Source organism: Bacillus sp. 491mf (assembly GCF_900112415.1).
Classification (GTDB): domain Bacteria; phylum Bacillota; class Bacilli; order Bacillales; family Bacillaceae_G; genus Bacillus_A.
Window position 1 is genome coordinate 1 of sequence record NZ_FOLV01000065.1, and the last position, 12,349, is coordinate 12,349.

General features: G+C 36.6%; 15 protein-coding genes and 1 pseudogene. 7 read left to right on the plus strand and 9 right to left on the minus strand.

Features of this window, described 5'->3' with window-relative positions; translation table 11 throughout:
* The 6 genes and pseudogenes from BM211_RS24675 to BM211_RS24700 all read right to left on the minus strand — a co-directional run.
* Window positions 1-230: pseudogene (locus tag BM211_RS24675) on the minus strand (RNA-guided endonuclease TnpB family protein); the annotation flags it as partial.
* A 189-nt stretch (window positions 231-419) separates the two neighbouring features.
* A complete protein-coding gene (locus BM211_RS24680) occupies window positions 420-2,261 on the minus strand; it encodes an FtsX-like permease family protein (RefSeq protein ID WP_035436090.1) in 1,842 nt (613 codons plus the stop codon).
* 16 nt (window positions 2,262-2,277) lie between these two features.
* Entirely contained in the window at window positions 2,278-3,039 is a 762-nt protein-coding gene (locus BM211_RS24685) for an ABC transporter ATP-binding protein (protein WP_035436092.1), read from the minus strand.
* Between the two features lie 373 nt (window positions 3,040-3,412).
* On the minus strand, window positions 3,413-4,123 hold the full coding sequence (locus tag BM211_RS24690; RefSeq protein ID WP_035436093.1) for a hypothetical protein: 711 nt from the start codon (window positions 4,121-4,123) through the stop codon (window positions 3,413-3,415).
* Window positions 4,124-4,252: 129 nt separating this feature from the next.
* Complete coding sequence (locus BM211_RS24695) at window positions 4,253-4,402, minus strand: hypothetical protein (protein WP_035436096.1); 150 nt, start codon at window positions 4,400-4,402, stop codon at window positions 4,253-4,255.
* Window positions 4,403-4,417: 15 nt separating this feature from the next.
* A complete protein-coding gene (locus BM211_RS24700) occupies window positions 4,418-4,681 on the minus strand; it encodes a YtzC family protein (RefSeq protein WP_035436098.1) in 264 nt (87 codons plus the stop codon).
* 104 nt (window positions 4,682-4,785) lie between these two features.
* Here BM211_RS24700 and BM211_RS24705 point away from each other — a divergent pair, with 104 nt between their 5' ends.
* From BM211_RS24705 to BM211_RS24720, 4 genes are all read left to right on the plus strand, one after another.
* The gene (locus BM211_RS24705) at window positions 4,786-5,745 is read left to right on the plus strand and encodes a tRNA modification radical SAM protein MnmL/YtqA (RefSeq protein ID WP_035436100.1); all 960 of its coding nucleotides are present in this window, start codon (window positions 4,786-4,788) and stop codon (window positions 5,743-5,745) included.
* The gene (locus tag BM211_RS24710; protein WP_091000065.1) at window positions 5,742-6,314 is read left to right on the plus strand and encodes a tRNA 5-(aminomethyl)-2-thiouridylate-methyltransferase MnmM; all 573 of its coding nucleotides are present in this window, start codon (window positions 5,742-5,744) and stop codon (window positions 6,312-6,314) included. Before BM211_RS24705 ends, BM211_RS24710 begins: the two co-directional genes overlap by 4 nt.
* A 224-nt stretch (window positions 6,315-6,538) precedes the next feature.
* The gene (locus tag BM211_RS24715) at window positions 6,539-7,234 is read left to right on the plus strand and encodes an aspartate/glutamate racemase family protein (RefSeq protein WP_091000067.1); all 696 of its coding nucleotides are present in this window, start codon (window positions 6,539-6,541) and stop codon (window positions 7,232-7,234) included.
* Window positions 7,222-7,773, plus strand: a complete 552-nt coding sequence (locus BM211_RS24720; RefSeq protein WP_091000069.1) for a tetratricopeptide repeat protein — start codon at window positions 7,222-7,224, stop codon at window positions 7,771-7,773. Before BM211_RS24715 ends, BM211_RS24720 begins: the two co-directional genes overlap by 13 nt.
* Window positions 7,774-7,913: 140 nt before the next feature.
* On the opposite strand, the gene BM211_RS24725 is transcribed toward BM211_RS24720, so the two are convergent.
* Complete coding sequence (locus tag BM211_RS24725; RefSeq protein WP_035436113.1) at window positions 7,914-8,975, minus strand: tetraprenyl-beta-curcumene synthase family protein; 1,062 nt, start codon at window positions 8,973-8,975, stop codon at window positions 7,914-7,916.
* 53 nt (window positions 8,976-9,028) lie between these two features.
* Window positions 9,029-9,829, minus strand: a complete 801-nt coding sequence (locus BM211_RS24730) for an alpha/beta hydrolase (protein WP_091000072.1) — start codon at window positions 9,827-9,829, stop codon at window positions 9,029-9,031.
* A 74-nt stretch (window positions 9,830-9,903) separates the two neighbouring features.
* Here BM211_RS24730 and BM211_RS24735 point away from each other — a divergent pair, with 74 nt between their 5' ends.
* Together BM211_RS24735 and BM211_RS24740 are read left to right on the plus strand one after the other, a co-directional pair.
* On the plus strand, window positions 9,904-10,419 hold the full coding sequence (locus BM211_RS24735) for a gamma carbonic anhydrase (RefSeq protein WP_091000074.1): 516 nt from the start codon (window positions 9,904-9,906) through the stop codon (window positions 10,417-10,419).
* A gap of 143 nt (window positions 10,420-10,562) precedes the next feature.
* The gene (locus BM211_RS24740) at window positions 10,563-11,099 is read left to right on the plus strand and encodes a phosphatase PAP2 family protein (protein ID WP_091000076.1); all 537 of its coding nucleotides are present in this window, start codon (window positions 10,563-10,565) and stop codon (window positions 11,097-11,099) included.
* 88 nt (window positions 11,100-11,187) lie between these two features.
* Here BM211_RS24740 and BM211_RS24745 read toward each other — a convergent pair whose 3' ends face one another.
* Window positions 11,188-11,442: a SunI/YnzG family protein gene (locus BM211_RS24745; protein ID WP_091000078.1), complete on the minus strand. Its 255-nt coding sequence runs from the start codon at window positions 11,440-11,442 to the stop codon at window positions 11,188-11,190.
* Window positions 11,443-11,605: 163 nt separating this feature from the next.
* Between BM211_RS24745 and BM211_RS24750 the strand changes: the two genes are divergently transcribed.
* A complete protein-coding gene (locus BM211_RS24750; protein WP_091000079.1) occupies window positions 11,606-11,956 on the plus strand; it encodes a hypothetical protein in 351 nt (116 codons plus the stop codon).
* Window positions 11,957-12,349 lie beyond the last annotated feature (393 nt).

The following is a 12,349-nucleotide window of genomic DNA, read 5'->3' on the forward strand; positions in this document are numbered from 1 at the left end:
TCATTCATCTTCCCAATGCTTTTATCAATTGTATCCAAAACTTCTTTTTGTAAAGGTTGCAATTCCTTATCTTGTGTCAAACCTGTATACACTTGTCGTATATAAAAGTTTGTCGTATTGTACATATTTTTAGCGTTTTGGCAAGATTCTTGAAAATAAGAATACATACGATGTCCTTTTTTAATCCAAATCTGAAGAGTTTTATAATGTATTTGATTTTCTGTTGTCATTTTTTCACCTCCTTGTTAAGGATATTATACCAAAACAAGAACGTACGTTTCTATTCATTTACTTAAAAATAAAATATTTTTCCGATTCACCTCACCACCTTCACATATGTTTAGAGGTGGGAGTCCTCTCGAAAGATATGATAGATATAAAAAAATACCGAGCACCAACCGCTCGGTATTTCCTAAATCCTATTCCTCTTTCGGAAGAACAATTCCTTTATACAATTGAACTGTAATAAGATAATAAATCGTATAAATGACTACGAAAATGACAATTGGAAGCCAAATGCGGAAGTACGGATCAAGTAAGATGAAGCTGAAAATATTCATTCCGATCAATACGTGTACAATCCCGATAATTGCTGGGAATAAGAATACTAAGAACAATTCTTTATAAATTGACTTCGTTAGCAACTCACGACGCACACCGATTTTACGTAGCATGTTATAACGTGTAATATCTTTTGAAGCTCCAGAAAGAATCTTAAACATTAAGCAACTTGCCATCATTGCTAGGAACGCAATTCCTAGGAAGAAGCCCATAAATACAGTTCCGCTCGCAATACCGTAAAATCCAGTATACATCGCATATTTCGTTGCTAAATCATCTGCTTTTACATCTTTATGTTTCTTTAGCTGCAACTCATCAAGTTTTTTCCACTCATTTTTGTGTGCAATAAAATCATCCGTTTTTCCAATGAAGGCAATGCCCTCATTTCCTTTTACTTCATTGTACATCTTCTGATCTACAATTTTAATCGCTTGATTGCGGTATAAATGAAATGGCTGAATACTTCTTAACGCATCGTCCCATTCTTTTGGGATTACCACTGCTTTTTCTTGATTACCTTTTGAAACAGCACCTACAGGAAGATCTCCTGAAGCACGTTTGAATTTACCAAAGCTCTCTTTTCCTACACCATCATGTATTAATGGGGGATGTTTCTCTAAATCTTCTTTTAAATAATAAACAAATTTATCATCGACTTTATAACGATATTCGTTTTTTTCATTGAATGTAATACCATCTAAAATTTTCTTTTCTTCTGCTGTTGGGTTATGAATGACCGAATCATAGATTACAAAACCATCCACTTGCATCATGATGTTATTTTTAAAAGCCATACCGCCAGAAATAGCCCCTGCACCAAGTGCTACTAACATTGCTACTGTTGCTAGTACTTTCGTTAAGCTGTTAATACGAAAGTTTAGCTGTGCAAATGTAAAGGCATTAAGCCCTTTTTCGCTTCGCTTTTTATTACTTTTCAGCTTTTTGATTACAAGTGGAAGGACAGAAGCAAACAACATATACGTTCCAGCTGTTGTTGTAATCAATGCAATGATGATACCCACTTGTTGTAATTTTTCCATATAAATCATAGAAGCATAACCAATTGCTAATAAGATTAGTGCAAGAAATGCAACAACAACAGTCATTTTTCCTTTTACAGTAACGCGCTCAGCTTGCGCTTCTGCATGCACAAGCTGCAATACGGAAATACGTGATAATTTAATACTATTCAAAATTGCAGATAACACAAATAGTGTAAAGAAGAAAATACAAGTAACAGTCATTGACGAAACATAAAATGCTTGATAACCACCTGCAGGAAACTCCAGCTGCTTCATAAGTAACTGACCGATACCTTGTGCAAGCCCTACACCAACTGCAATCCCGATTACAAGAGACGCGAGCCCAATTACGATTGTTTCTATAAACATAAGCAATGTAATCTTATGCTTTTTTGCTCCTAACATCATATACATACCAAACTCTTTTTGACGAAGAGATAATAAAAACGAGTTCGCATATAAAATATAGAAGAACGTTATAATGGCTAATAAGAATGAACCAGCTTGAAAGACAAATCCGATTGCTGCAATAACGGAATTAGATTCAAGAAACGCTTTATTCAGTGCAAGCGTTTGGAACATATAAAAAATAGAAATTGACATTACAAGACCGGTTAGTAAGACGATATAGTCTTTCAGCTTACTTTTCAGTCCTGACATGGAAAGCTTAAATAACATGCCTACCTCTCCTTCCTTACGCTTTTTGTGTGCCTAAATCTGCCAGCACATCTAAAATTTCTTTATAAAATTCTTCACGTGTACCATTACGATGAATTTCTTTATATAACTCACCATCTTGGATAAATAAAATACGTCGGCAATAACTTGCACTATACGGATCATGTGTAACCATCATAATAGAAACACCTTGTTCTTCATTTAAGCTTGTCATCGCATCTAACAAACTTGTTGCGTTTTTAGAATCTAGTGCTCCTGTTGGCTCGTCTCCTAAAATAATGGCTGGTTCATGTACAAGTGCACGTGCCGCTGCTGAACGTTGCTTTTGTCCCCCAGATACTTCAGATGGATATTTTTGAAGTATCTCTGAAATTCCTAGCATTTCCGCTACCTTCTCTACTTTCGGTCCAATTTTTCTTGAAGGAACGCCTTGCAGTGAAAGAGGCAATGCAATATTTTCATAAATTGATAAGTTCTCTAGTAAATTAAAGTCTTGGAAAATGAAGCCTAGTTTTTGTGAACGGAAATCAGATAATTCCCCTTGCTTCATTTTTGTAATATCTATACCTGCAATTTCAACAATGCCGTCCGTCGCCTTATCTAATGTTGAAATAACATTTAATAATGTTGTTTTCCCAGAACCCGATGGTCCCATAATCCCAACAAATTCACCTTCTTGAATGGAGAATGATACGCCTTTTAATGCATGTGATTGGCTCTCACCTTTTTTACCGTATACTTTTTGAACATTTTTCACGTCTACAACTGGTGTTTTCATATAAATCCTCCTGTACTTTGTTTTCCTGTTTCTATTTTGCTCCTTTCAAGCATTACCTACCATAGATTAAACTTACATTTGTCTTACATTTTTGTCATATAAGAAAATGGCTCCATATGTTACACGTTTACACGTAACATATGGAGCCATTTATTAATTTAATATATGTATATAAACACACTTTATTTTTCCGACATATAAGTCACTGCTATGCAGAACACAACATGGCCGCTACTTGCTTTCTCCCTTTGTTTTAAACCTTGCATGTGGCAGGAAAAGGCCCTGACCGCTTTATGCACGGCCAGATGCTCTTGACCGCCTAAAAAGAATGCTTTTATGTCAATTTTTTAATTTGAATTTATCTATTTTCATGTCATGTAATCAAGTTGCATGACAACCGTGTGATTTTTCCAACGCTCGCACTTGGATCTACATTTAATGTATCGCTATATTCAACTTCATCCACTTTACAATCTGGACCGATCTTTATATGACGACCCGACACAATTGATGCATCTGTTTTACTTAAAGTGATGTCGTTTCCTTTTATCGTTTTACAAGCCATTCTTTTCTTTATACCCGGGATGAAACTTGTAAGAGATATAAATTTACGAGATGGTGCTAACTTGATTATATCCCCTTCAACATTTTGCAATTCACTAGGTGCTATAAATCCTATTTCAATCTTTTTTGCTTGTAAATTTCCATTTACTCGAACAGCCCCTTGCACTGTAAATGTTTCGGCACACACATCTTCCTTTATCGATAAAGTACCCGATGAGTGTATATGACTTGCCTGTATTTTTCCTAATTTACAACTACCAGTGTTTTTTATTTCGTTAATTTGAGATAATCCTTCAATCTTGCATGCACCAGAATTACTAAAACTTTTAGCAATTAAACTTCCCCGAATTGTGCAGTCCCCGATTATACTAAATTCATTAGCCTGTACATCCTTTTTAAAAGATGCAACACCTTTCACACTAACACTTTCAACAATAACTGGTTGTGAAAAAGATTTACTTCCAAATACATTGAGTTTCTCCTGTACATTATTAGCTCTTGTCTCCATAGTATTTCTCATCTCTAATTCCTCCCCCTTATTTTTCCCTATCGTGTTTTAGAAAACCTCAAGCATGTTAATATTTCTCTCTATATAAAACATACCACGTATTACCATAAGAAATAAAACCAGGTCATATTTCGACCTGGCTTACTCAGACTGCTTTGATTTTTGCGGTTGTCCTTTTTTACGATTGTTTTGCTTTGCTTGTACGACTGGGTCTAATTCGTTAGAAAACTCAGCGTTATGTCCATTTTGTGTTTTTTGCTCTGGGTTATTTTGATCTGAACGCGTTGCCATTTTTATCGCTCCTTATTAATGCGGTGTAATAATCATTTGGTGTTGTAATTGTCGTATTGCCATACGTGCACGGTTCAGCTGTTCACGTTGTTCATCATTTGCGTAGTGCTGCATCGTTTGCATCTCATTGTAAGATTGTTCTAATTGAAGCTGTGCATCAGAATATTCCATCGTATTGTAATGTTCTTGTCTCATACCAATTTCTAATTGTTCTTTTGCATATTCCATTGCTTTTTGTGCATTTTGAATACATACTTCTAGTGATTCACGCTCTGCCATGATTGTTCCTCCTTGCCTATATTTCTCCTTTAGCTTGTCCGTTCTATATGAACCTTATGAGTATGTTATAATGATTTTTGCTCATATCATTGAGGAGGAATAACATGAAAGTTCAAAATCCTTTCCCATATTCAAATGACAATAAACGTTACCATACGTGGAACTACCATCTGCGCGGGCATTTCGGTGAGAAAATCTTTAAGGTTTCCTTAGATGCTGGATTTGACTGCCCAAACCGTGATGGCACAGTTGCGTACGGTGGCTGTACATTTTGCAGCGCAGCTGGTTCTGGAGACTTTGCTGGTGACCGCCGTGATGATGTTGTTACGCAATATCATGAAATGAAAGAAAAGATGCATACGAAATGGAAAGATGGTAAGTGTATTGCCTATTTCCAAGCTTATACGAATACACACGCTCCAGTTGAAGTGTTAAAAGAAAAATTCGAACCGCTTTTACAGGAAGAAGGCGTGGTCGGTCTTTCAATCGCTACAAGGCCAGACTGCTTACCTGATGATGTTGTCGAATATTTAGCTGATTTAAATAAACGGACGTACCTTTGGGTCGAGCTTGGTTTACAAACTGTACATGAACGTACCGCACTTCTCATTAACCGTGCTCACGATTACCCTTCCTATGTAGAAGGGATAAATAAACTTCGCAAGCATAACATTAACGTGTGCTCACATATCATTAACGGTCTCCCGCTTGAAGACTATGACATGATGATGGAAACAGCGCGCGAAGTCGCAAAACTTGATATTCAAGGAATCAAAATTCATTTGCTCCACTTATTAAAAGGAACACCTATGGTGAAGCAATATGAAAAAGGACAACTACAATTTATGTCTCTTGAAGATTACGTAAATCTCGTTGTTGATCAGCTTGAAATCATTCCATCAGATGTCATCGTCCACCGCATCACAGGTGACGGTCCGCCCGATTTAATGATTGGCCCAATGTGGAGCTTGAACAAGTGGGAAGTATTAAATGCGATCGATGCTGAATTTGTACGCCGCGGCAGCTGGCAAGGCAAATATGCAAATGAGGTGAAGCCTACATGAAATTAGAACGCATATTACCTTTTGCCCGCACGCTGCTAGAACGAGCAGTGAAAGAAGGAGATTACGCCGTTGATGCAACACTCGGAAACGGTCATGATACGTGCCTTTTAGCAGAGCTTGTCGGCGAAAACGGAAAAGTATTTGGCTTCGATATTCAAGAAGAAGCCATCACAAACTCAAGCGCACTACTACAAGAAAAAGGCTTAAACGAGCGCGCTGTTCTTATTCACGATAGCCACGATACATTAACAGCGGTATTACCAGAAGAAGCTAAAGGAAAAGTAACTGGAGCAATCTTTAACTTAGGCTACCTTCCCGGCGGTGATAAGAGTATCGTCACAAAACCAAATTCGACTCTTTCTGCCATAGAGCAGTTACTAGAAGTTATGGCCCCAGAAGGAATCATCGTCCTTGTCATTTATCACGGACATCCTGAAGGACAAATAGAACGCGATGCCGTCTTACAATTCGCCGCAGAGCTTGATCAAAAACAAGCTCACGTACTGCGATACGGATTCATGAACCAGCAAAATAACCCGCCATTTATTGTGGCGATTGAGAAAAGATAGAACAAGCGCCGCGCCAATATATCAGCGCTTTTCTCGATATATCGACCACTTTTCATCATATATCGGCGCTTCGATACAAAATAAAGACACTTTGACAAAACTCGACATAGATACACTTATAAAAATACGTGCATATTGCGCGTATTTTTTATTATCCAAGAAGGATTCTCTAACTCGAAACAAGAATTTCTATATCCGAATTAAAACAAAGGGGATGAACAACAATGATTGGAATACTAGCAGGAATGGGACCAAAATCTACCGGGCCATTCGTTGATAACGTAGTAAAACAATGCCAAGAAATTTACGGAGCGAAAGATGACATGGACTTTCCTCACATGATGATTTACTCATGTCCAACACCGTTTTATATCGATAAAGCCATTAATCATGAAGAGATGGCAAAAGCAATTATAAACGGGGCACAAAAACTAGAAAGTACGGGTGTCGAGTTTATTGCTATGCCATGTAATACGGCACATCTTTATTTTGCTCAACTGCAGGCATCCCTCTCAATTCCAGTATTAAATATGGTGGATGAAACGCTAAAGGAAATTCCTCCTCACATTAAAAAAGTATCTCTTTTAGCAACTGATTCAACCGTTCAATCCGGTATATACCAAGAAGGATTTGTAAAACGTGGTATCGATTATATCCAAAAAGATAGCTGGCAAACTGTTGTAAATCAAATGATACATAAAATAAAAATCGGACAAACAACCGAAGCAAGTCACTTGTGGAATACACTATGCTTAGAATTAGCTGAAACTGTCGATGCTGCTGTCATCGCATGTACAGATTTAAATATCGTATTAGAGACATCGCAAAATCATTTTCACATTGTAGATTCCTCTACATGTCTTGCTAAAGCAGTTGTAAACAAATATTTATCTCTTCAAAAGGAGACATGCACAAAATGAAACATATCCCATTCGAAATGGGATATACATTTGATGAAAACCTCCATGAACAGCCTATATCTCTTGAACAGATGAAACAAGGTATTGCATTTCTTAAAACAAATTTAACTACTTCAGGTATATCCTATGCAAAACAATGCGGTTTAATCGGGACCTATGAACGTATCGCAGGAAATCTATCTGAAAGTAAATTCTATTTACGGCAAGCTATCGAACAATATGAAACTTCCCAGCATATACGAGGACTTTTTATTAATAAGCTCCGCCTTGCCCACGTGTATCACTGGGAAAGAAACTTTGAAGAAGCACATAAAATTTTCAATGAACTTTTACACCTATTACAGCAAAATGAGTTAACTACGTATGAGGACTTTTTCTATCAGCATTACGGAAAATGCAAAATCGATGAAGGAGATATTTCTACAGCTTTAACTTATTTTCAAAAAGCGTTACAAATTCGAGTAAAAAAGGGAGATCAAGAACTAATTCGCTCCACAGAACAGTGTATCCAATATTGCCGTTCTGCTTTGATAGATTAATGTCTCATCGATATATCGGCGATTTTTGAAATATATCGGCGCTTCGACACAAGATAAAGACACTTTGACAAAACTCGACATGAATATAACATAAAAAAACGAGCTGTATCCTACCTCCTGTAGAATACAGCTCGTTTTCATCACTGCGCCATCTTCTTTCGATACATCTTTCCATTCCAATAGAAAAAGCGTGAAGTAAAGCCTCCGTATTTCACAATGCGCCGTGCCATGTACTGCATTTCTTTTTGCTGCGATACTTTCTCGTCTGATAGATAAATCCCGAGCAGTCCGCGGCTTATGAGGCGATGGAATTTCATATGCGGCAGTTGTTCTAAACTTTTTTCTGCTTCTATTACAAAATGTTGCAATCTCTCAAGAGTTGCTTCTTTATTTTCATAATAACTACAAAAATTCAAATCTCCGCCAATACGGTCTTCTTCTTGGTCAATAAAGTAATCAAGTAAAATATGCAATCCTTGTACATAAGGAAAATACCCTTGTCTAATTTTCATAATATCATCGTCTGTTAATTCATCATGAAATGCATACGCTACAAGACAGAAGATACCGAGCGTTGAACCTGCACAGGCAGAAAATTCAAACCAACTCATTGGCGGGACTTTTTCACGATGTGCTGCAAACCAAGTTTTTAAGCGCTCTTCTCTCTCTTCTAACTTTACATGTTTATGAATTTGCAAATCACAGTAATAACAAGCAAGCTCATGAAGAATTGGCGCAATCTTGTTATAGTGCTTCGTCTTTTCAAGCACTTCTTGACAAGTTGTTACAAGTTCATCTAAATAACCACCATCATCTTGATCATCACGGTAACGATAATAGTTGCTTCCTTCACTCCCTGGTGTTAGCGCCGCAAGCATTGACTCATGAAGCGCTGCAAAATCATTTGGATCAAGTGATGTGCTACGGTCGCATAAATTATCCAAATAATCACTAATTGTTTGATATGCTACAATGAAGCGAATGCATTCCTCACGGTGTTCATCGGCAAGCAGCGCTAAAATGCCGCCGCCTTCACAGTGAAATGTTTTATGCTCAATACTTGCTAACGCTTGATTATGGAGTTCATCATTCGGAATATGGTAGGCGCGTTCTTTCCACATTGCGAGCTCATGGTGTACGACCGGAAACACATCTCGGTATACTTTCGCCATGAGCGTTATGGGGTTACTCGGTACTTTCACTTCTTTCTTCATCTCCTCTAAATGAATATGGTCTAATACGTTCTGTATACTGTTCAATTATTTATTTCTGTTTTCTTCATTACATGTGTTTCTACAAATGATTTGGCATATGCAAAAACTTCATCTTTTTCATACTCATTAAACAGCTCATGATAACAATCCGGCCATTCCTTATATGATTTGTCACTAATTTTCAGGTTATCAAACCAGTTGCATACACGTGTTTTATCTACAAGTTTATCCTCACATGCCTGCATTAGCAAGAGTGGTACGTCCGGAAATTCATGTCGTTTTTCATGTGCAACTTCTATCGCTTTAATTAACTCACTATACCAACGAACCGATACTTTGCGCAAGAACAATGAATCATTTTCCATCGCATCGCGAATTTCATGATTGCGCGTTGCCATTTCCACTGTAATATTTGAATGAAATTGCATTTTCGGCGCTAAAACATTTAGCACTTTCGCCGCAGTACGAAGCGGTAGTTTCGGCGTTGATAATACGCCTAAACATGGCGACGTCAAGATTACACCTTGCACATCCATTTTCGTTTCTTGCAGTACGCGAATGACGATTAATCCCCCCATACTATGTCCATATAGAAAAAGGGGTAAGTAATATTTTTTCGCTTCTTTAATCCATGTCTTTACTTCTTCTATGTATTCATCAAATGACGTAATATGTCCTCTATTTCTTGAAGTTGTTCCGTGTGCTGGTAAATCTCCCATCACAACATGAAAGCCAAGATAGCGCCACATGTCTGCAAGTGCTTCGTATCGGCCATGATGCTCCATTGCACCATGTACTATAACTATAACACCTTTCGCCTCTTCCGCTTCATAATTCCACATAAAATTCCTCCATTTCACTCTATTTCATAATTTGCTACACTAATATTAGCTTTTAGGAGAGGAAGGTTACTTATATGATTTATCCTTACAAAGACAAAAATCCGAGAATTGCTGATAGTGCATTTATCGCTGACTATGTCACAATTACAGGTGATGTTACAATTGGTGAAGAATCAAGCATTTGGTTTAACACTGTCATCCGCGGGGATGTTTCCAAAGCGGTTATCGGAGACCGAACTAATATACAAGATCAATGTACGCTTCATCAAAGTCCAAAGTATCCGCTTATTTTAGAAGATGATGTCACAATTGGACATCAAGTCATTTTACATAGTTGTACAGTGAAAAAAGATGCTTTAATCGGTATGGGTTCTATTATTTTAGACGGAGCTGAAATTGGCGAAGGTGCATTTATTGGCGCTGGCAGTTTAGTACCGCAAGGAAAGAAAATCCCGCCAAATACACTTGCATTCGGTCGCCCAGCCAAAGTAATTCGTGAACTAACAGAAGAAGACCGGGAAGATATGGCTCGCATTCGCGGTCAATACGTCGAAAAAGGACAATATTATAAAAGTTTGCAAATAAAATAATTTTTTTTAGCTGCCACCTTACATGGCAGCCTTTTTTTCGTAAAACTCTACATTTTTTTTACAAAATCTTAGTATTCCCTCAATAAAATTTCATTAAAATAACAATGATACTTCAAATATATGTAATGAGGGGGAGAAGTTTGATGAAAACCATCAGCTCCTTATATAAAATAGAGTGCTACATCTTCAAAGGAATTAATCGCTATTTTGAACGTAAAGCATTAAATATCTTTTTTCGCACCATTACTCACATGGGCGGTGCAACTTTTACAATCTCCCTCATCGCATTCTTACTTATTATTACAAACGGATCTTTACGCGGCATAGCAATTGCAAGCGCCATTTCCCTTGCGATTAGTCATATTCCTGTACAAGTTTTAAAAAAGTTTTATCCGCGAAAACGTCCTTATTTAACCATTCATAACGCAAAATATCCAACGAATCCATTAGTGGATCATTCTTTTCCATCTGGGCACACAACTGCTATCTTTTCTGTTATCATCCCTTTTTTATTATATGAACCAAGCATGACATTCTTGCTACTTCCTGTTGCAATTAGTGTGGGCATTTCGCGTATTTATCTCGGCCTGCACTATCCATCTGATGTACTTGTTGGCATGTGCCTCGGATCAATAGCCGGCATTGTTTCTTATTATCAATTCATTCCACTTTTCATATAAAATGAACTATAGCCCTTGGGACGCTTTCCAAGGGCTTTTAAAATAAACTATTTTTGATATTGTTCGATTTCGAATTTCAGCAGATATCTTAAGCTGAATGTATCTTATTCAAAATTGAAGTTTTATTTGTAGTAAACAACAAATAATTTTGTTTTGTAGTCCTAATTAAAATTCGATCTGTTGTCCCATATGGCGTTCCGATTCGAATTGCACTCACTTCTTCGCCACCATAAGTGTCATCTTCAGTGACCTCAATAATTTCCTTTAGCGGAATACAAACTTTTGCTAGTTGCCATTCAATCATTAATTCTTCGTTTGTTTTTGTAACTTTGATTCCTAACATTCAATCAAGACCTTTCTTTCCATTTATTTTATAGAAAAAAATGAGAATACATTAAAAATTTTACATTATTAACGAAAAGATAAAATATGCAATTATGCATATCCAAATGGTAATTATTGTATTATAATGATTTTATGTACCGAAGATACCGAGGGCGATATACATGCAATTCAAAGGCAAGCAAAATTCTTTTCATATGCTTATACTTTTAGTACCCATTTTCATTCTTATTGCACTATTTTTTATAGTAGGCGTCTTAAAATTCCTAGCTACGCCCTACTACATGAAACCTTCAAACTTTGGTTCCGGTAGATTAATCTTGTTAAACTTAGAAACATTCGAAAGATGCAATTTCGATTTTATCGGAGTAAATACAGTAAAAGACTTAATTACAGGTATTGGGTTACAGAAGGACAAACTAATTGTACAGGTAAATGATGCTTACGCAGGTCGTAAAACTCAAGTTGTATTTCAAGCACCAAAATGGTTAGTTGAAACTTATAAAACAAAGTAACCCAAACAGTCCGTGTACTTAATAAAATGCAAAGGGGTATTTGCTCTATGCTTTGAGTTATAGACAAATACCCTGTGTATTAAAAACAAACATTAATTTTTACAGTAAATTAATAGAATTAGACTTTTTAATTTATATAAAACAAGATAAAGAAGAAAAGACCAGTGCCTTATTTTCAAATACAAGAAATACTTTTTATATTAACTTACAGAAAACTAAAGGGACTACTCAACCTATCCATTGTCTATACAAATAAGAGTTTTGTTTGATAAGTTGCTTTAGTTTTAGTAAAGAAAAGTAGAGTTAGTATAGTCATATGGACACAACTTAGTTAAGTCCTTACAATGGATTTCAAGGAGGAAGTGTCCGTATGACAAACAAGAAATTTAATGA

What these genes read in the sequence shown, in the direction of transcription:
- BM211_RS24685 (WP_035436092.1), bottom strand. Translation starts at nt 3,039, where the DNA reads ATGAAAACACCAGTTGTAGACGTGAAAAATGTTCAAAAAGTATACGGT.
- BM211_RS24740 (WP_091000076.1), top strand. Translation starts at nt 10,563, where the DNA reads ATGAAAACCATCAGCTCCTTATATAAAATAGAGTGCTACATCTTCAAA.
- BM211_RS24690 (WP_035436093.1), bottom strand. Translation starts at nt 4,123, where the DNA reads ATGAGAAATACTATGGAGACAAGAGCTAATAATGTACAGGAGAAACTC.
- BM211_RS24750 (WP_091000079.1), top strand. Translation starts at nt 11,606, where the DNA reads ATGCAATTCAAAGGCAAGCAAAATTCTTTTCATATGCTTATACTTTTA.
- BM211_RS24700 (WP_035436098.1), bottom strand. Translation starts at nt 4,681, where the DNA reads ATGGCAGAGCGTGAATCACTAGAAGTATGTATTCAAAATGCACAAAAA.
- BM211_RS24735 (WP_091000074.1), top strand. Translation starts at nt 9,904, where the DNA reads ATGATTTATCCTTACAAAGACAAAAATCCGAGAATTGCTGATAGTGCA.
- BM211_RS24695 (WP_035436096.1), bottom strand. Translation starts at nt 4,402, where the DNA reads ATGGCAACGCGTTCAGATCAAAATAACCCAGAGCAAAAAACACAAAAT.
- BM211_RS24680 (WP_035436090.1), bottom strand. Translation starts at nt 2,261, where the DNA reads ATGTTATTTAAGCTTTCCATGTCAGGACTGAAAAGTAAGCTGAAAGAC.
- BM211_RS24710 (WP_091000065.1), top strand. Translation starts at nt 5,742, where the DNA reads ATGAAATTAGAACGCATATTACCTTTTGCCCGCACGCTGCTAGAACGA.
- BM211_RS24715 (WP_091000067.1), top strand. Translation starts at nt 6,539, where the DNA reads ATGATTGGAATACTAGCAGGAATGGGACCAAAATCTACCGGGCCATTC.
- BM211_RS24720 (WP_091000069.1), top strand. Translation starts at nt 7,222, where the DNA reads ATGCACAAAATGAAACATATCCCATTCGAAATGGGATATACATTTGAT.
- BM211_RS24745 (WP_091000078.1), bottom strand. Translation starts at nt 11,442, where the DNA reads ATGTTAGGAATCAAAGTTACAAAAACAAACGAAGAATTAATGATTGAA.
- BM211_RS24730 (WP_091000072.1), bottom strand. Translation starts at nt 9,829, where the DNA reads ATGTGGAATTATGAAGCGGAAGAGGCGAAAGGTGTTATAGTTATAGTA.
- BM211_RS24705 (WP_035436100.1), top strand. Translation starts at nt 4,786, where the DNA reads ATGAAAGTTCAAAATCCTTTCCCATATTCAAATGACAATAAACGTTAC.